We start from the raw sequence: 18,858 nt of genomic DNA, 5'->3' as shown, positions 1-18,858 counted from the left end.
GGGATCATCCAATTCATGTCCCCTCGTCTGCCTTAAGGCAGGAAACGATACATAACGCATCCGGAATAACCAGAGCCACCCGGTGATTTCGTTCCATCTGCAGATGTAGAGTAGGAGCCACCGCCGCCAGCGCCAAAATGGGTAGCGCTACGGCCGCCCTGGTTTCCACACCGACCACCGCCGCCCCAAGGACCGTTACCGCCGTAGCCTGCAAAAGTGCTTGAATTCGTTTGACCGTCCCCCCCCGAGGTTCCGATCTGATTCCAGACAGTTCCTCCTGACGCTACGCCTCCTTCGCCCCCAGCAGAGCCCATCGTACTGTAAAAATAACCGCCCTGACCGCCGCCAGCCTGTAGCAGGGTTTGACCATTATAACTGACAAGAGAGGTACCACCCGTCTGCTCCGGTCCACCACCTGCACCCACTGTCACGTTCAGCGTGCTACCAGTTGTCAGATTAACGCCATAAATACCCGAAGCATCTCCGCCACTGCCGCCGCCACCGCCAGAAAATGATCCGTTTAGTGTCATTGAATTAGACGATGCGCCGCCACCGCCGCCGCCCACAACACGCAGTTCCACACGAGACGCCCACACTGGAATAGAAAGCGACGTATTGGTTGTGACAAGCTCCATCGGCTGCATAGCAGCGCGAAGCAAAGTCTGTGTTGCCAATTCAGGAATGGTTGGCCAGAAAACCTTCCCTGCCTGAGGCTGCACACCTGCAAGAGACGTAACCCCCTGAGGCACATTCAGAGTATACAGCGCAACGACTGCCCCACCTTTAGGAGCCGTTGGGGTATCCGTCGAAACGACAAAAGAGAGGCCCGCCCGTCTCCGTGTTGGTAAAGCATTTCCGTCATTATTTACGCCTGCCTGCGTCTGCGCGGGGTTTGAGGCATTGAAAAACGGCAGGACGGTGTCGTCGACATCCTGTTCAGCGCAAAGAGCGAAAACAGTATAAGTCGCGCCTGTTCCTGGAACAGGCACCCTCACATCCTCATCAGTTGAATACTGGCATGTTGTAGGCGTTGCATCCGCCTCATAGCCCCCACCAGCGCCGCCCAAAAATGCAGCATCCATGGCACCGGATGTCGTGATGGAGCCTGCCCCGATTGTTACAGACAGATCTGAAAGAGAGGGTTTGCAGATCAAACCCGAAGCAGCTGTCACGTCGCGCCCGTAGAGCATGTCAGACAGGTGACCGAGCGCGGCCTTTCCATACCTTCCTACGCGCAGCAGATCCGTATCCATTGGAATTGATCCTGCGTATACAATTGCCCGATCCATTATTTGCTCACCTTGACCCAGCCTGTCACGCCGCTGGCTGCTGTTTTTTCGATTGCCTGATAAATTACGTGGGCATCAGCCGCATGCCCCAGCGCCGTTTCCACGAAGAACTGTCCGCCCTGTCGGCTACCGTATCGCAACCCTGCGCCCCCATATCCATATCCCCCACCTTCCGCCGGCATCGCGGATGATGCCAATGCATGGCAATCCGCTGCATTCAGGGGTTCAAAAATGGTGGGAGCGACACCTGTAACCGACAATAGAGCGTTGAAAACAGCCTCGCGGGTGTTTTTTTGTGCCACCAGTGATAACACAATGCGGGCGCGATAATCTCTGTCCTGCTCTGATGTGCGGCGCGCTAAACCGTCTGGTCCAAAATAATCAGCAGCCAGCATATCCAGAAAAGGGCCACTCATCGTCATCAGGCGCGTCTGCTGCTGACACTCCTCCAGCAATGTCCATATCCCAGCCAAAACGGCTGAAAATCCTCTCAGAACAGCGACAAGAACTGGGGCAGTTTCGTCCTCCAGATCCTGAGGAACAGCCGGGAACCAGCCAACAGGCAGGAGACTTCTCAATCTTGATGCAAAATCATCGATGGATCCGGGAATAACCCTCGTATCCAAAAGAATTTTTCCATCCGTCGCTCGAAGGACCGCTTTCTGGCTGTCGTACAATCTAGCCATACTTCAACCTCCAGTCTGTTCTGGAGTCATCAGCGGGATACGATAATCCGTTCCATTGACGCTGATATGCAAAAAGCCCCCCCCCACTGTCGCAGGCAGAGTGCCTGCAACATTCGTCACTGGGGAAGAAATTTGCAACTGTCCTCCCTCTTCCGGAAACAAACCAAGGTTTGACGATCCGTTTTCGCCACTTTGCACATATAGACCAGCGGCCTGAGTGCCTGCCCCGGGTTGGACCTGCAAAGTGTTGTTGGGTGCCGCAGCACTTGCGACTGAAAAGAGTGTCTGTCCTTCGATATTGCTGAACAGAATTCCATTATCGACAAAGTCCTGTCGTACGCCCTTCGAACGCTCTGTCACGGTAGAGCGGACAAATGCTCCAACATTCCCTCCCGAAACCCCACTAACGACTTCTGGTGTGTGCCACTCCAGAGCATGATTACGCGCAAGAGACAGGGCGGAGGCATATCCATTATCTGTCCCGTTGGTGCCGCTTAAAGCAGTTGCGCCGAAAACAATACCAACCTGCCAGGCGTTAGGGTTTGAAACAAAAACGACCCCTGCAGCAGCATCGGAAGTACCCGTGGTTTGACCGCCACCAGCACCGAGCTGAATGCCATAAACACCACCACCGACATTGGGGGCATACGGCGTAGACTGACCAATAGCTAACCCACCAAAATTGACCGCTTCAAGTTCCATGACGAACGTCGGTTGATAATTCACACCAGCCAGACGCCACGCCTCTCCATAATAAGCATAGGCTGTGGTCGTCGTGGGTGCAGATGTGTCATCAGCGACGCCCCATGACGCAATGCCGATCGTGCTTGGTTGAAACCCCAAAGTGTCTGGTGCCGTTTTTGCATCGGATGTCCGGGACGCTGCGACAAAGGCACTGTTTCCAAATTGGGCCACCGAAGCGCATTGCGCATCCTGCAACGCCCACGGACCAATCGAGGTGGCGCCCATTGTCTGGGACAACCACTCATTTTTGGATGCTGCCTCCCGATCGCTCAGCCCCGGATTAGCTGCAGCATCCCCAATCAGAACGCGATCAGCAAAACGACTGATCCTTGCCCCTTTGTCCTGATAGAATGCCCCACTTGGCTGGGACACGGCTGGAGTACCTGCAATCTGGGAAGCCGTTGCGGTAACGGTTTGATGGCCGCTGGAATCTGCCAGCACCAGAACTTCATCGCCCGTCAACGTTTCAAGCCGCGGGTATGTATTAAAAACAGGCATAGCCTTCCTTCTGCCCCGATACCGTTGGCAGGGGGCCTGTCTGGTCAGTTCTGAAGAACGTTGATCTGAATTGTGCCGACTGTCAGAGCCTGCTCGCCATTCGCAGCAATATCGGCTTGTCCACCATTCAGGCGGAGATCCAGAACAGAAGTAACCGTTACGCCCGCCCCGACATATGCCAGATACGAAAGGCGGCTATAGGCATAACCTGAACCGACCCCCGTGCCTGCGATATCTTCGCTCAGGGCCTTCTCAATCGCACTTGCGGCTTGCTGAACCACCACTGACATTGGCACGACGACTGTCATGGTCACGTTAACCGCGAGCGTCTGGGGCGGTCTGACCGCAAAACCCACACCCAAGGCCCGAACAGCATCCACAGCCTCATAAACCTGGGTCAGAAGCACATCCGAAGGCGAGCCACTTCCGTCATTCACAACAACCGTAAAATACCCGGTCTGCACAGTTCCATCAGCAGCAACGCCATCTCGCAGCGAACTCGATAATCCTGTCTGAACACCAGCAACCGCATTCCCGACGGCTGCTCTAGACGCCGAGGCTTTTGCTGCCAGCCATAGAGGAAAGCGCGCACGAAGCTGCGCGTCTGTTTCCTGATCCGCACCGTTGAGAAAGGCGGCTGGGTTGGTAACGGTATCAATGCCGGAAATAGCTGTGCCCATCAGACAGAGCGCACCAACAGACACATTGCCACTTGACCCCGCAACCTGACATTGCACCGGAACCGATATGCTCTGCATATCCGTCTGCCGAACATACCCACCAGCAACGTCGGACCAGACAGGCAGATTACTGTCTTTAATCACTGAAAATGAGAGGCCAGAAACAGTGCGAACAATCGCTCCTGGTACAATGACTGCCGATTGCTGGGATGGCGAAAATGACATCATCGTCACCATCCCAGTAGATGCAGTTCCCGGCAAACGCGTCATTCCGAAATCTTCGACAAAACTATCGCAATCCTCAGCGGAGGAAGTTGCCAGACGTGTGCGAAGCAAGGTCTGTAAAACAAGATACTGCAGCCATAACCCTATGCCACCGACGCCTTCCATCAGTGCCCGGACGGGCGACCCAACGGAGGCATCCAGAAGCTGCGCACAGGAAGACTGCGCCGTCGCCACGGCGGTAGAAACCGTCGTAGCAAACGAGCGAAGAGAAAGAGACATTACGTCCTCCGGAAGCGCAGAACATAGCTCCACGCTTCTTGTTTAGGCGGAAAAATCCAGTGTTTGCTGTTGTCCTGTGTCAGCATCGACATAGGAAATATGGCAAAGACAAATACCGTCAGCGCCAGCACTCACAGTCACATCAACGGCATGACCGGGATCAACTCCCGGATCCTTTAAAACTTGTACCCGAATGGCAGCCTGCATGACGGACGGGATAACAACCTCCCCAACCATACTTTGCAGGCCCACCCCATATTCCGGCTGCCAGATATAATCACCAGGATTGGTCAACAAACGCCTTAAGAGCCGCTGACGTGTTTCTTCAGCTCCGGAAATGACCTGTAAGCCACCTTTACCCAGAAGCAGATCTCCCCCACACAAATGACTGATGGAACTCATCCAACAGGTCTCCCTGTCATCTGGCTGCCCATCAAATGTATGTGCTGCGCCAACGAGTGCTGATCCGTTTGAATATCGCCACCGGAAACCATCAGGCCAGTTGCCGAAAATACAGCCGTTAAGCCGCCTACACTCAGCGAGATACCATTCTCTGCGATATGTAGCCGCGAGTTTCCTGCCCCTAAAATGACCCCGTCAGCACCAATCTGACACCAGCCTGCCTGAGAATTTACGTCACCAGTTTGGCTGGTCATTTCTTTTGGCGGAGCACCACATCCTGCCCTGATCAACATGGTTCCAGGTTGAATAGCCTGACCATCCAGGGGAGAAACGGGCGCGGTCACGACTGTATCAAACACAGCTCCAATAGCAATCAGATGCTCACCATCACCTTCAAGTGGTAACAGAGCAACGTGGGTCCCGGGTTCCGATGGACAGGATACACGCAGATTTCCGGCCTGCACGCCCGCCACATCTGGTATCCACCCCGTTTCCACATTATCGGGCTGAATACGAACCTTGATGGCATGGTTCACAGGGTCAACTGCTGACACAATTCCAAGAACAGCATGCGCACTTCTGTTTGCAAAAGCAGCAGCTACCATTCGCGTATCACTCATGCCCCACTTCCCCGGTTACGCAAAACTACATGCTGAATAAATCCATCATTCACGGAAAAACGGGAGACAACCTGATCCACGCCCAGCGTCTGCTCCGTGGGTCCCAATGAAATCTTTATAAATTGCCGTGGTCGCAGCCCAATAATACCCGGCATTGAAATCCGGGCAGACATTGCGTGGGCAGAAATACGTTCATACTTCCCACGGGCCAGCCGTCGCAGATCTTCCAGACGACGGCCCGGCACACGAAAGCTATGAAGTGCCATCACCCCCGGTGGTGCATCCTGAAAGAATGTTTTGCCATCATAATAGACATGCGTGCTGCTCCGCTGTCGAGAATCCCACGACGCCATATGCACCACAATGCCCGATAGCAATTGAAGATCTCGTGCAATATCTGTCTCAAATACGGCATTTCGAACATCAATAATTTCAGCCGTTGCTGCATTCACCCTAAACGGCTGACAGACGAGCGTTTTTCCATCAGCATAAAGGTCGCACAATGCGTCTCTCGCAACTGTAAAGGCCAGATCTGCGGCCGTCTGAAAGCGATGCTGGGATAGTAGAGCCCCTCTTTTATGCTCTATTTGCCAAAACTGACCCATCATATGGTCAGAGCCATCATCAGGAAGAGCAATCCGGGTCTCAAGTGCCGCGCTTTTGGCAATATCCTGCAACAGATCAGAGCCCGTATGGTTCAACCAGGAATCCTGCACCCGAAGGTCTATAAGGGCAGCAAGAGCGTCCCGACACTCCATTTCGACCAGAGAATGCTCGTCAATACTCCGAACATGATCAACACGCCCGTGGAACAAGACAGTCCAGGGTCCTGAAGAAATTTTAAGGTCCCTGATTTCAACAGAAATCCATGGGCTTGAAAGTTCACCTTGTTCAAACCAGAACAATGCCTGTCTGACCGACTGTCTTTTTTTTGCGAACGTCAAAACTGCCGTATCGCAAGACTCATATCTGTTGGAGTCCAGTTCAAAACTTTTGAGCGCAAGATCCGGATTTTCTATTCCATCCCATAAAATACGAACTTCAATCTGCCGTGCCGTCATCCTCCGGCCTCATCAGGAAGCCCAGATGAAAAAGTGAGGTCTTCCACCGGAATTTTCAGAGGCTGAACTGTTTCAATTCTGCTTAAATCTGGATCTGAAAGCCCATTACTCTGAGCAATTCTCCACCACTGGCAAGCATCACCCAGTTCGCGCGCCGCAACATGAAAAAGCGAAATATCAGCAGCCGTTACAACAATATCTTTCATAATTCCTCACGCCTGCATCACCGGCAACTGCGTAGAAGCGCCTTGAGAGTCACTGATATAAGCCAGAGAACGATTCACCAGACCGCCAGTATCCGATGCCGCACTGTGCAAACCCGCGTTCCCGGCAACCACTCCCAGAGAAGACGTGTCCGCGATCGCTATACTTTCCAGATTTCTTCCCGTGCTATCCATGATGGACATCAATCCACTCCCTGCGGCCGTAAGCTGCTGGGATATGGCCGCCACGCTGGACGGAGTGGCCGCAAGATTCACACCACTCTGGCTCAGAACATTTGCCGTACCCAGTGCATCAACGACTCTGGCCGCGCTTCCACCCGTTCCCACTAAAGTGGCCAACGGCATAAGCTGCCCAACGATGGAATTAACTTGCCCAGTCCCAGTAAAAATATCTTCCGAAATTTGCGAAACCATATCCGACACAGTGTTAAGACCTCTCTCGGTATCATTTCCGAGAATGCCTGAGAGTGACGTTTGATCTGTCGCTGAACCCCTGGTTTCTGCAGGCCTTTCCAACGTAAGTTCATATGAACAGACGGCCCCCTTCGCTTCATATGAATAAACAAAGCGAGCAATCCAGACATCACTTTCTATGCCTGCCGCGGAGAACGCTACAGGTTGGCCTGCAATGCGCATCCGCTCCACAGCCTGTGCCCGAGCCTGTGCATTCGGCCCTAAAAATCGCCCCCGTAATTCCAGTCGGCCAGGATCGTTTCCAAGCGTATCAACAACACGCCCACCTCCCGGCAGCCTGTGCACGACCATCATCTGATGGCCGCCAACCTCAAGTCGATCAGGAACTTCAATGCCGCTCAGAACAAGTGAACCAAGCGTAACTGGAGCAGATGCGCCTAAACGACCAATGGAACCAATGACGTTTTCAATTGCAGAGAGCGTTACACCCATTGCAGCTCTCCTCTAAAATCATCCAATTCCAATGCTGCGTCCAGGATATTGGGGAAATTGAATTTCATCGACGCCTCCCATTGCGCGGCGCGCGGCAAGACGCGCCATTTTTCCAGAATCGCAGGCTTGTCTGCGCTTGCCCTTATCGAAAGGCGGCATTTCTAGCCTGGAAAAATGAGACGGGTGGGTTGAGTAATTTTCTTCGAATTCAGGCTGCCGTACCTGATTCATTTTTTCGAACGATATTGGTAGGAATTGGGGCGGGACTGCTGAACAATTTTCCAGCCTTGGCATGCTTGTCTTTACGGCTGGAATAGCCCTGGTATCAATTGCTCGGTGCCGTATTTCAGGACGAAATATACGTCCAGAAACTGACATATCTCGAGGAAAAACACGAAGTATAGAGTTACCATGCGATACGCGCATGTTTTCGGAAAAAGAACCTGCCGCCACCGAATTTTCGCGCGCTTTTCTCAGCTTAACAGAAGAATTTTTGACGCCGACTGCCTGCATATTATTACGGATTTTCTGCAAGATAGACCCGCCAGACTTCTGCGATTTAGTCTGCAAAAAATGTATGGGATTTTCTCGCCGTGCCCGTATTTCAAAAAACTGGTTTTGATTTCGTCCAAATCTGAAAGCACGTTCCGATTTGTTCTCGAAATGCGTTTCGGGACTGCCCTCCGCAAAAATAGGGCTCTTAACTGACGCCCGTCGTGGCATCGAATAAGGCCCCAAATTTTGTTTAAAAGCGATACTTCTTTTTTGGTAGTTCTTCACAAACCTGATCGCGGGAATAACAGACTTTCCTGCCCCTTCGGAAGACTGACGCAAGGCATTCCGAGACAATAACCTTCCAGATGAAAGAATATTTCTCCACAATTTATTCGTAGGCATGCCTATTCCCGGTACTGTCTCTGGTCCCAGTCAAAGACATGACCTTCCCGCTCTGCCGTCACAACACACGCAGCCATCCGCCTTGCACGAGACCATGACTTTAATAAATTCCAGGGCACCCCATGATCCAGCAGATACAACATCTCCTGAAACGCAGAGTGCCCACTTAGTTTTTTGCTGTAGAGACCACCATGTCTTCATCATTTTCCTGATGAAAGCAGGGATAAAGCGCTGCAATACCAATCTTCCCGATACGTCGCGCCAGATCACGAATTTCTTCTTTCGTGCCTGGCATCTGCACCGGAACACTGTCGATAGCCATGACCGAACAGATCATTTCCGCATAGCCCAACCATGCAGCAGCCGAAGCACCAGTCACAGCAGAGCCTGCCGCCTCAATCAGATCCAGCATATCCGCAGGATCGATCTCTTTCAGAGAAAGACATCGTCCATCAGCAAGACGAACTTCTTTCGGAAGCATACTCATGAAATCTTTGCCCTCGTCGATGCAAAGAACTGCACCATTTGATGAACCATCTGATCCGACTGCCAGGCATCATTTTTCAACTTGATGGACACGTTCGTGTATTCCCACGTACTTGTCGTGCCATCAGGCTCTGTCACGTACTGGTAAATTGTACCGCTCCCAACTGTTCCAGCATTCCAGTAAGCAGCTTCAATAGCAGCAACCAGATTGTCCAGCGCCGCACTCGCACGTGCGATCTGAAACGAACCACGCCAGCCATTCGGAACATTGAACTCGACCGGCATACCATTAAGCGGACTTGCTCGCAGAGCATGCGTCTCCTGTGATGCCCCGAAAGACGTGACATCACGCAAATCAACCCGCTGGCCGTTCCAAAGAACTGTAATCCGGCAGTCACGACCAATACTGTAAGGATTTGCCATGCTCAGACGCTCCCGCCCGCAGTCGTCACCGTCACGGAGGTGCCGCCCTGCAAATTCACCACAAATTTTTCATTGATGCCCTGGTACCGCACAGCCACGTCAGCCTGCACATATCCCAACGCAGTCCGCGACTGAGGATTATTCGAACTATCGCAAACAACGCGGTAAGGCAGTTCAGCGTTCTGAACGCCTAGAATGCCCTGAGACAACAGAGATGACAGGAAGCCCAGCAGGGTCGAACGAATGTCGGAAAAGAGCGTATCATTCACCACCTGTCCGACATACGCTCCCATGCCACCAGCAAGGGATGACGCAATATAATTGGTCAGACGGGTATAATTGTCTCCATTCACCGTCGCTTTACTCGACGTGTTATGTCCGCACCGTACTGCCCAGTAAGTCCCGCCCGGCGCCGGATTGCAGATAACATCGATCCCGGCCGTAAATAGTGTGGACAATTCGGCCATGGAATAGGTTGCACTGCTCCCCCCTAACCCTGCCTTTTGGCTTCCGACAATACCCGAAAGTGCTTTGTTCAGGCTCGACTGTTCAGGTGAAAGTGCAGAAAGAATGCCTGCAGCAAATGCCTGAGGGCTGACAAGCATCATGCCATTGACGTCATCGTTCCACCAGATCCAGTCACCAAACATCAACTTTACAGCCGAAGAATCCAGACCACTGGCGGCTTTGACGGACACTGCATTGCTTACACTGTCATATGCAGGGCTTGCCGCCACCATATAGACCCCTTCACCGAGGCCAAATGCCGCCTGCGACGAATAGGACGCGCTATCTGTCACGCCATGAAGGGTGGCAACAGCACATCCCTGCCCCCTCAGGGCATACATACCCGTCCGAACAATATCGTCTTTCCCAAGAAAAGCTGCCGTATCGGGCGCCCCACCATCCAGTCCGCCAGACAACGTAACGCTTCCAGAAACTGGATCAGGAACTGCATCTGGCAAATGGATCGTCACCAGAGCTGACAGATCCTGCGCGACAGCGGCTTCCAGGATGTTCCATGTCGCACCTGAATAACTTGCCGCTCCAAGAGCCGGATGCGAAACTGCCAGCCCATAACCTGCCCCCGTTGCAGTCAGGGTCACAACGATAGCATTACCACCAGTTCCGGTATGAACAGCACTGAGTGTAACGCCTCCCAAAGAGGCCGTTGCGTTTGCATCCGTTCCATCTGTTACGCGCACGACAACAAACGATGACGCCCCTTGCAGAGCCGCAATATTGACAGCCAGCCCTGCATCCGTCGCTTTGTTCTGCTTACTCCCAAACGCAGAGAGATAATCACTCATGCCACCCACTGGCACCGGAAGCCCTACCGGGCCCCATCCTGCCGTTCCAACGATACCCAGTTTCGATGACGAGGCACCCGTCAGTCCCAGCGACTGTGGCTGCGCAATCTGTACATACAGGTTAGGAACCGTAAGCGCAGTCGTATTCAGCGTACCCGCCTGATAAACCAGAGACATCCGCCGATATTTCCTCCGAGAAATACAATATATTGTTCTGATAAACGAACAATTAATTCTTCTCTATTATATTGATTTATTTTTAATGGCTTTGACAGACGACAGTCCCAAATTGATTGACCATCATTCCCGGATATGAATTCTGAGCTGCCTGAGAAGTTTGTACAGCCTGCATGGCCTCAAGAGCATGCAGAACCACACCATTATCAAAAGCAGGCTCGATTACGCCGAAACTGCTAGTTTGATCACCAGCAGAAACAGCACCGGCCCCAAACATCATGTCAGACGACCACTGAACCTGAAGGGTGTCAAAAACCAGATCGTACAAATAATCCCGTCGATACAATGCCTGATTTTGCATCGTATCAACGTCCTCAACACTTACGAACCTAAGCTGCGCCTGCCGACCATCCAACGTGGAAATCCAGCTCTTCTCAGCCAGTTCCGTATCCAGAAACTGTCCAAGCGTATCCCGAACACCAGAATCAGCCGTCCAGAGCGAAACCCTATATCGCTGATTCTGTCGGCGGTTCACCCTTACGGACTGGCCATACCCAACAACGCTTCCGAATAAGTTATGCCCCGGAACCTGAACAGAATTTCCATCTGCAAGACCTTTTGGGAGTTGCCCGGCTAAAGCCAAAGCCACAGTTTCAGGAGTGTCCTGCTCAGTCACGGCATAGGCAGCAGAAATCTGAGTTTTCCCTGCGTCGTACCAAACACCGACAACACCTGAAGGCACCCCCTCAGACGGAAAGGCAATGCAAACAGCTTGCGCACTCTGCTTCACTGACACCGTGGGCAGAACGCGCGCCTGAACCTGCCAGGGGCGCCCCAAAGGCTCTGGCACAACAATACCTTTCTGAGGTGCCAGTGTGACCGTCAGGAAATCCGTATTATTCCGAATATTTTGAGCTGCAAATATATCACTCGGCAAAAGCCACCCGCGACGAACGATCGTCTGCCGCCCCGTTACAGACGGCTTTTCGAGGCCTTCTGGATATAAAATTCCCGCACACACATAAGCCAGAGCCAATCCGACCTGAGAAGCATCCGCCATTTTTCTCTCCTCAGACCTGTTGCAGAGACATGGTGCAACGCAAACCCCAGTCCGACATCTCGGCAGCGTTAATCGTGTACGTCGTATCCAGGTCCGTCGTGACCGTCATATAGGGTTGCAACACGATGCCCGGCAGCCGCGGTAAATACATGACAAACTGCCCAGGCTTGGCTGAACCCGGAATGCCACTCCCAGACCCCTCCCCTTTAGACCGCAAAACAATCGCAGCAGGACATTCCTCCACGATGTTCCCTTGCGTCCCAGAAACGCCACTGATCTCTACAGTCCGATTACATGCCACACATAGCGGAGGCCAAAGGTCATCCACGGCCGCAACAAAAAACGTATTTCCCCCGCAAGTCAGAATATCTCCGACCACAGTATCTTCACGGCAATCCGTAAGCACATATTCCATAACCCCACCCCAATTGGGAGATCGGGAGAATGTAAAGTCAGCACTCGAATCAAAAGCGAGCATCGGGTGGGCATAAATATTTTGCATGGGAGACAACGGATTATCCGGCCGGTATTGCTCTCCGGAGCAACCTAAAATCCCTGCCGCTTTTGCATACCCTCGACAAAGTCTGGACGCGATCTGTTCCGCCCGCATCATGCCCCCTTCAGATGATGACCAATCGGCCATCCTGCAATTCCAAACCGCCTGTCACCCCAAGAAACGCGCATAAACGCCGACGCCATAACGTCAGAAGCATCACGCGATCACGCACTTCATGACCGTTGTGGTACCAACTCGCAGCCTGTGCCGTGTCCAGATTTTCAGACGCCCCCAAAAGAGCCGTTTCCAACGGGTAAAGCTGTGAAAGGTACAAACGCACCTGCTGCAGTTCTGCGCCAGACAAGCTGTTAATCCGCCATTCCAACGCTCCCTCAACCTGAAAGAAGCGCCAGGATTCCTGCCCTGTCTCCCGCGATCCAATTGCCGGATACCCGCAGAATCGCCGAACATCGACCTTTTCGCCGTCCGTCAATGGGCCCGAGGAAAGGCTTGCAGTCCCAGACATATAATCCTCCTCCACCAGAAGAACCCCCATGGAATCATGGGGGTTCGAAATCAGCTTAGAAGGTCATGCCAAGCGCATCTGTGCCCAGGCTCTCAATGATAACACCACGCTTGAGATAGCTGTTCGTCGCCGTGGGAATAACGTTCGTATCTGCCGTCACATCCGTCGGTAGCGCGAAACCCCCAATCCAGTACCAGGACTGAGCGATAATCTGACGCAGTCGATCCAGTGGCTCACGCGTCACCATTGCAACCCCATCCACCATCTCAATCAGTGCGCGATCAGCGTCTGGGATGTCCGAATGGCCGGTCAGCGCACAGTCACCCTCGATCAGAGCCCCCTGGCCCAACAGCAGAGCACGATGAATAGGACCAGCACCAAGAGAAAGCTGCTGAGGGGCCTCTGTCGTCGGAATAAACCGAACACCCAGTAGCTCAATCACCTGTCCGGAACGATACTCTTCCGAACCATACGCTCCCCGATAAAGATGCTTGAAATCATCGTCACGGAACAGCGATAGAAGCTGAATATCATCCAGATAACAATGATATGCTCCATTGATCATAGGAACGTTGTTACGGCGAAGCGTCGCAACACCAGCCAGAACCTGCTGAATACCCAGCGTATCCGCGAGACCGTTTGCACTCGCCGTCTGTAGAGCTGCCGTCGTCAGACGGCCATTCGGACGGATCACCTTAGGTGCCGTTGCCGCAACCACCGGCTGCCCAACACCACCATCTGCAACAGATACACTACTGGAGAACGTCATCTGCCCGGAGACTCCGCCCGGCGCCGTAGAAACATTGGTCGCGTCAGCTACCACGCGAACAAGCGTGTACACATCCGAACCAACAGTCACAGTCATGCCATTACTGGATCCAATCAGAGTAACCTGACCATTAACGATGACGGACTGAAATCCTCGAATATCATCGACCTGGATGGTGTCGCCTTCAGCATCAAGCGCAACATTAACGCGCGTATTACCACCCAGATAACCACCTACTCCATTCTGAGCTCCACCAAACAGCGTATTGCGTGCAAGCCGGTCCAGAGACTGCATAGCCTGAACACCATTCGTGTTGGCATTTGCAAGAAACTGTGAGGCAATCCCTACACCGCTCGTCACCATATTCAGATCAATCGTGTCGCCATACTGATTGATCGAAAGAGTATATTGCTCAACAGACCAGCCAGCAGGACTCATTCCATTATCAAAGTTGGTATTGCCCGTTGGATTCAGCGGTGTCGTAACAGGAGCCTTCAGACTCTTACGCGTCTTGGTAAGAGTCTCACCAATAGCGTTGGGAAAAATCTCGCGATCAGCAACCTGTCGAAACCCCAGTCGAGATTTGAGGCCGTTTTCAAACTCCCTTGCCAGAAAACCCTGCTGAATAGCGGCCTGAAGCTGAACTGGAAAATTTTCGATGCTCATGAATGTCATTCCGTAAATATTTATGAAAAATTCCGGCACATTTGGCCGGTCAAATATTTAATTCACTGTCGCGCTATCAGGCCCGGGCCAGAAACTGCCACTTGCGCGCTTCGTAATCAGCTTCAGTAGCTGCGCGCGCATCAAAAGGTTCAATGCCGCCAGGCTTCGGTGCCGGGTACCCAATCGTTGTGCCGCTCGAATAGCCGGGACGCACAATTTCTTCGAACAAATACGCACGTTCCTGTCGCGCCTGTTCCAAAGCCTCCGTCACCCCCACAACAGCGCCATCCTCATCTCGGCTGACACCGCCCATATCAATCAGACGAACAACATCTTCAGGATTATACGCGCCCAAACGAACAGCCTCTGACCGCAGAGCCGCAACCATGATTTCACGGTCACTTTCCTGCTTCACACACGATACAATTTCCTCATGCGATCGCTGCAGATCTTCCTGCCGAGCAACAGCATCCGCCATTTCCCGACGAACGGATTTGACCTCATCCTGCGCTTGAGCAAGCGCCTGACGCAGGGCCTCCACACCCTCAATAGTTTCTTCAGACACGGATATTTTCCCTCCGTTCAACGTCACGCCTCATCCGGCGCAACCCACTGTTCAAGCACACGCCATTCTGCCCCGGGGTCAGAATTTCCAGACGCCGTCGCATACATTCTGACAGCCGTCTCTCGACTTAGAATCCCGTTGGAAACAGCCGTCACCAGCCCCTGTGCCAGCGACAGAAGCTCCGGATCCGTTGCCGGGAACCAGGCAGGCCACCTCAATGCCATGCGACAATAAGGGAGGTCTTTCACCAAAACCCCACCCAACCGCAGACCGTTTTCCAGCACACAGGAAAAACGGCAGGCCATTCGGTAAACAGCCAAAAGCCCATTCTCGCCATAAGAATGCCGCAGCCGATCCACCAGCCAGATCAGAGGCTGGCACATCATTTCCATGGCCTTGCCAGACTGCACGCCTGAAATCCGATCGCCATGCGCCCGGTTGCCGTGCAGTTGCTCCAAGGCAATTTGCCGCAGTTCCCGATAGTGCTCGAGCACTGCCCCTGCGGCATTGCCGTTAATTTCCAGAAGCTTGGCATCCCCTTCAGGAGGCAACGTCAGAGCCGATGACGCTCCGCCTTGGTGAGCCACACCATCCGAAAAACCTCCAGTTTTCAAAACCAGCGTCGGATCAGAGCCATATTTCAGACCTCGCCCAGCCTGAGACAGAAGGTAATCCGCCTCAATGACCGTATCGATCGCCCGTTCAAAAGTGCACTCCCCTTCCGGGTCACGCCCATGTACCCCCCCTAGATTGCGGATCCAGATAATCGGCACAAAACCCAGCCCATGGCGCACGGACCGGCTTTCATCCCGAACTCCACCGTCCATCCCGACGAGCCAGGGTACGGAAACTGCGCAATCCATTGGTGTCCAAATCCGCTGCCACCAGAACTGCGCTCCCAGTAAATCTTCACCAATTGGATAACCCTGCGCAGCAAGATCCCGGCCTCGAACAAGAAACCGCTCCTCAACACGCAAAAGCTCGCCACTGGCATCATCCCAGGCCGGCGTCAGATAAGCCGTATCGAGAACTGAAAGCTTCGGCACGCCGGCCGACACCTCAAAAAGAACCACCACAGAGCCAATGGAACCACACGTTGCAGCTTCCATCATCAGTGATGCTAAACGCGTCTGTGCGGCGAAAACACTCATGGCCTCCGCAACCCGCACATCATCCGTAATCAGACTGGGCCAGTGCGTATCGCCAAAAAGTAACGAGACGGATTCATCGACAACCGTTCGGCACAAATTGCTCCGGACAGAAGGTCGTCTATTCGAAAGCGGAATGTATTCCCCCGCCCCCGATCGCTCCAACGAGAACGGATGCGGCAAAGCATCATATTGTGTACCGTCCAGAACGCGCTTTAACGCCAGCAGGCGTGCTGTGCGCGCAGACGCACCCGCCGGCACGGCATACCGCCGTTGCAGGGACAACCAGTCCATGAATTCTCCAATGCTAAAGCCCGCCTGCAGCCCAAAGGCTTGGTCAGCGCGCCAACGAAAATCCCGACGGACTCCAGCCCGCCATACTGCTGCTGCCAGACAGCATCAGTTCACTCAGTCCCCAGACCATCGCATCCGCCCGATCCGGAGACCGGGGACCGCGATACCCACTGACTGAGAAATGACAGAGTTGGTCCTCAAGTGCTTCAAAACGCCCATGATGAACCACCTTGCCAATCTCATAGAGCGCCGCCACAGGCTCAGCCCGCGCAGCCTTGCCTCTGGCAGCCGTCACCAACCGAACCGGCGCAGTCGCGCGCACACTTCGAATGGTGTTTTCTACCAGAGCACCGCCAAAATTCCTCTCGGCGACAATCCGCTCAGCCCGCCAGTCATCCAACGCATGCAACGCCCGTGCCGCCCACCCTGCCGGACTGTCTCTGGCAGAGAGATCTTCCAGAACATGTCCGACACCATCAGCATCCACGCCGCAGACAACAATTCCGATTTCATCAGATCGATAGTCTTCCGGACCAGATGCTCCCGAAGGATCAACCGACACCAGAATACGCCGCATGCGTGACGCAATATCCATCCGCGTCTGAGCCGCAACCGCCGCTTCACGCTGAAACGATTCAATCCGCCAAAGAGCCCCTTCAACCGCGACCTGATACTCACCATGAAGAAATCGCCGCCGCTCCCGCTCCGGCAATGCTTCCAACGCCGCAAGATAATCATCTCCCAGATTATCCCGATTGGAATGCGGATTCAGAATCATCGTGCCGTACAAGGAACGATCCAAGATTGGTTGTCCCGATTTTGGCTCTATTCCCAATTCAAACAGCGCGTACAGCCAATGCCCCACACTAGGCGGATTGGCATCAATGTATTCGCGGTTCACCAGGTCACATTTCTGAGCCAGACGCGTCAGCAACATATTCCGTGCGCCATAACTGATCTGACTGGCTTCGTTCAGATAGACCGTCGCGAATTCGAGACCCAGAATTTTCTCAGTGCGCTGTTCATCGTCCAATCCTCCGAACAGAATTGTAGATCCATTGGGAAACGTCACGACACAGTCCTGCCGATCCAGCTTCCACCGGACCTGCGGAAAACAGAACTGCATAACCTTCGGAAATGTGTCCCGCAGAACAGATGCCTTAAGGGCCGTTAATCTATGACGAAAAATACCGTGCCGACTGTTCGAAACCTTCAACGCCCTGATAACAACAGCTCGAATCAGCACAAACGTTTTGCCAGAGCGTGAGCCGCCCCTCAGTAAAATATGCCGGGCAGACCCTCCCAACAAACGAACAGCCTCACTCTGTGCATCATTCAGTCTAAAGGGCTCTGTCGTCATGGCTAATGCAAATGGAAATAGCGCTAGCCTGGGCGTCAATATGTCCGGCTTTGAAACGAGAGGGTCGATGTGCCTTCAGAAGAAAGGCCATCAAACCATCACTATATTTTTTCCTGACGAGCGGACTTCCCGTTTCCGGATCACAAACAACCCTTCCGCCATACGTAATGGGCTCGTCATATCCTTCAACAGCGCGACGCCGAGCCTCAGCCTCCAAGGCGTCTGCGGCTTCCTCCAAAGCATCATCCCAAAGAGATGCAAACTGGGGATCCGTTTCTTTCCAGTGATACAGAGTGCTTCTCTGAACATTTGCAAAGCGGCCAGCCGCAGAAATATTTCCGTTGGCGGCAAGATGCGTCAGAAACTGCTCCTTGCGCTGACGAGATCGCCCGTAGCTTGTCCGTTGCTTCGCACTATGTGCCTCGCTCATCTGTCCATTCCCTTTTTGACCCTGAGCGTCAATCGAGCCGCAGCCCTGCTTCACGTCGGCTTTTCATTGACCATTCACTCAGCCAAGCCTCGTGTTTTTTCCCAACATGCCTGGGCTTTCTTTTTGGCAAATGTGTTTTGGGAACTTCCTGTAATCGCAACCGCTGCTCTCGCCGTGCCAAGACTTCCAACCGACTTCTGGTCGCCTCGCCTACGCACCCAATAGCCCTTAAAGAGAGCGTCTTGCGTCGGCAGGGAATGGCACGACAACGCACATCAAGCCGTGTGAGTCCTGCCTCCACCAATTCATGCCATTCAAGAGAGCAATCTGCCCGATGAATCGCTTCCTCAGCATTCACAACCGGACATGCAATGACATCCAAACCATCGGTAAGAATAACAATCATGACTTGTCGACCGGAAAGAACAACTGATCCCGGAGAAATCTTAAATCGTTCCAACACCAGAAAATCTTCCAAATAAAAAAGGCCAAACCCAATAAGAGTTTGACCTTTTGAAATAAAATATCTTCAATGTATCTTTCTTATGAAATAATTGCTTTCGATGTTCAACAATTTTTCTGAAAAATTTTAATATTATTATTAGTTTTTATTTTTCATGCTGTCATACGCATGCGA

The 18,858-nt window shown here is 53.0% G+C and carries 23 protein-coding genes; all 23 read right to left on the bottom strand.

Translation table 11 applies throughout. The annotated features are described in order from the left end of the window. Positions 1–32 precede the first annotated feature (32 nt). The 23 genes from ABF979_RS05205 to ABF979_RS05095 all read right to left on the bottom strand — a co-directional run bounded on the left by ABF979_RS05205 (position 33) and on the right by ABF979_RS05095 (position 18,699). The gene (locus tag ABF979_RS05205; RefSeq protein WP_415558278.1) at positions 33–1,253 is read right to left on the bottom strand and encodes a hypothetical protein; all 1,221 of its coding nucleotides are present in this window, start codon (positions 1,251–1,253) and stop codon (positions 33–35) included. 35 nt (positions 1,254–1,288) lie between these two features. Further along, positions 1,289–1,975, bottom strand: a complete 687-nt coding sequence (locus ABF979_RS05200) for a hypothetical protein (protein ID WP_415558276.1) — start codon at positions 1,973–1,975, stop codon at positions 1,289–1,291. Between the two features lie 3 nt (positions 1,976–1,978). Then, positions 1,979–3,217, bottom strand: a complete 1,239-nt coding sequence (locus tag ABF979_RS05195) for a hypothetical protein (RefSeq protein ID WP_415558274.1) — start codon at positions 3,215–3,217, stop codon at positions 1,979–1,981. Positions 3,218–3,261: 44 nt separating this feature from the next. After that, the gene (locus ABF979_RS05190) at positions 3,262–4,401 is read right to left on the bottom strand and encodes a baseplate J/gp47 family protein (protein WP_415558272.1); all 1,140 of its coding nucleotides are present in this window, start codon (positions 4,399–4,401) and stop codon (positions 3,262–3,264) included. Positions 4,402–4,443: 42 nt separating this feature from the next. Next, on the bottom strand, positions 4,444–4,764 hold the full coding sequence (locus ABF979_RS05185) for a phage tail protein (protein WP_415558348.1): 321 nt from the start codon (positions 4,762–4,764) through the stop codon (positions 4,444–4,446). Then, on the bottom strand, positions 4,757–4,807 hold the full coding sequence (locus ABF979_RS05180; RefSeq protein WP_371822783.1) for a VanZ family protein: 51 nt from the start codon (positions 4,805–4,807) through the stop codon (positions 4,757–4,759). Before ABF979_RS05180 ends, ABF979_RS05185 begins: the two co-directional genes overlap by 8 nt. Next, positions 4,800–5,423, bottom strand: a complete 624-nt coding sequence (locus ABF979_RS05175; protein ID WP_202208055.1) for a phage baseplate assembly protein V — start codon at positions 5,421–5,423, stop codon at positions 4,800–4,802. Before ABF979_RS05175 ends, ABF979_RS05180 begins: the two co-directional genes overlap by 8 nt. Then, positions 5,420–6,238, bottom strand: a complete 819-nt coding sequence (locus ABF979_RS05170; RefSeq protein ID WP_415558270.1) for a hypothetical protein — start codon at positions 6,236–6,238, stop codon at positions 5,420–5,422. The genes ABF979_RS05175 and ABF979_RS05170 overlap by 4 nt, the downstream gene beginning before the upstream one ends. Before the next feature lie 242 nt (positions 6,239–6,480). Beyond that, on the bottom strand, positions 6,481–6,690 hold the full coding sequence (locus tag ABF979_RS05165) for a hypothetical protein (RefSeq protein ID WP_215751089.1): 210 nt from the start codon (positions 6,688–6,690) through the stop codon (positions 6,481–6,483). 6 nt (positions 6,691–6,696) lie between these two features. Beyond that, positions 6,697–7,614 (bottom strand): hypothetical protein, encoded by a 918-nt coding sequence (locus ABF979_RS05160; protein WP_415558267.1) that lies wholly within the window; start codon positions 7,612–7,614, stop codon positions 6,697–6,699. 18 nt (positions 7,615–7,632) lie between these two features. Beyond that, positions 7,633–8,511 (bottom strand): hypothetical protein, encoded by an 879-nt coding sequence (locus tag ABF979_RS05155; protein WP_415558265.1) that lies wholly within the window; start codon positions 8,509–8,511, stop codon positions 7,633–7,635. Between the two features lie 166 nt (positions 8,512–8,677). Next, positions 8,678–8,998 (bottom strand): hypothetical protein, encoded by a 321-nt coding sequence (locus ABF979_RS05150; RefSeq protein ID WP_415558263.1) that lies wholly within the window; start codon positions 8,996–8,998, stop codon positions 8,678–8,680. Further along, positions 8,995–9,420 carry a hypothetical protein gene (locus ABF979_RS05145; RefSeq protein ID WP_415558261.1) on the bottom strand — a complete coding sequence of 142 codons (426 nt, stop codon included), beginning with the start codon at positions 9,418–9,420 and terminating at the stop codon, positions 8,995–8,997. The genes ABF979_RS05150 and ABF979_RS05145 overlap by 4 nt, the downstream gene beginning before the upstream one ends. A 2-nt stretch (positions 9,421–9,422) precedes the next feature. Beyond that, positions 9,423–10,907, bottom strand: coding sequence for a phage tail protein (locus tag ABF979_RS05140; RefSeq protein ID WP_415558260.1), 1,485 nt, complete (start codon positions 10,905–10,907; stop codon positions 9,423–9,425). Positions 10,908–10,989: 82 nt separating this feature from the next. Then, a complete protein-coding gene (locus tag ABF979_RS05135; protein ID WP_415558258.1) occupies positions 10,990–11,967 on the bottom strand; it encodes a hypothetical protein in 978 nt (325 codons plus the stop codon). Between the two features lie 10 nt (positions 11,968–11,977). Then, on the bottom strand, positions 11,978–12,610 hold the full coding sequence (locus ABF979_RS05130; protein WP_415558256.1) for a hypothetical protein: 633 nt from the start codon (positions 12,608–12,610) through the stop codon (positions 11,978–11,980). Further along, on the bottom strand, positions 12,588–12,989 hold the full coding sequence (locus ABF979_RS05125; protein ID WP_064274306.1) for a hypothetical protein: 402 nt from the start codon (positions 12,987–12,989) through the stop codon (positions 12,588–12,590). The genes ABF979_RS05130 and ABF979_RS05125 overlap by 23 nt, the downstream gene beginning before the upstream one ends. A gap of 55 nt (positions 12,990–13,044) precedes the next feature. Beyond that, a complete protein-coding gene (locus ABF979_RS05120; protein WP_415558254.1) occupies positions 13,045–14,424 on the bottom strand; it encodes a DUF4043 domain-containing protein in 1,380 nt (459 codons plus the stop codon). A gap of 76 nt (positions 14,425–14,500) precedes the next feature. Then, the gene (locus ABF979_RS05115) at positions 14,501–14,989 is read right to left on the bottom strand and encodes a hypothetical protein (RefSeq protein WP_415558252.1); all 489 of its coding nucleotides are present in this window, start codon (positions 14,987–14,989) and stop codon (positions 14,501–14,503) included. Between the two features lie 23 nt (positions 14,990–15,012). Then, positions 15,013–16,431 carry a portal protein gene (locus tag ABF979_RS05110; protein ID WP_415558250.1) on the bottom strand — a complete coding sequence of 473 codons (1,419 nt, stop codon included), beginning with the start codon at positions 16,429–16,431 and terminating at the stop codon, positions 15,013–15,015. Positions 16,432–16,474: 43 nt separating this feature from the next. After that, entirely contained in the window at positions 16,475–17,791 is a 1,317-nt protein-coding gene (locus ABF979_RS05105) for a phage terminase large subunit (protein ID WP_415558248.1), read from the bottom strand. After that, complete coding sequence (locus tag ABF979_RS05100; protein ID WP_415558246.1) at positions 17,772–18,221, bottom strand: hypothetical protein; 450 nt, start codon at positions 18,219–18,221, stop codon at positions 17,772–17,774. Before ABF979_RS05100 ends, ABF979_RS05105 begins: the two co-directional genes overlap by 20 nt. Before the next feature lie 28 nt (positions 18,222–18,249). Then, positions 18,250–18,699 carry a hypothetical protein gene (locus ABF979_RS05095; protein ID WP_415558244.1) on the bottom strand — a complete coding sequence of 150 codons (450 nt, stop codon included), beginning with the start codon at positions 18,697–18,699 and terminating at the stop codon, positions 18,250–18,252. Between the last annotated feature and the right edge of the window lie 159 nt (positions 18,700–18,858).

The organism is Gluconobacter sp. (assembly GCF_047723935.1).
Taxonomy (GTDB): domain Bacteria; phylum Pseudomonadota; class Alphaproteobacteria; order Acetobacterales; family Acetobacteraceae; genus Gluconobacter.
Note: the sequence above shows the minus strand (reverse complement) of the source record. Positions and strands in the feature narration are given on the sequence as shown.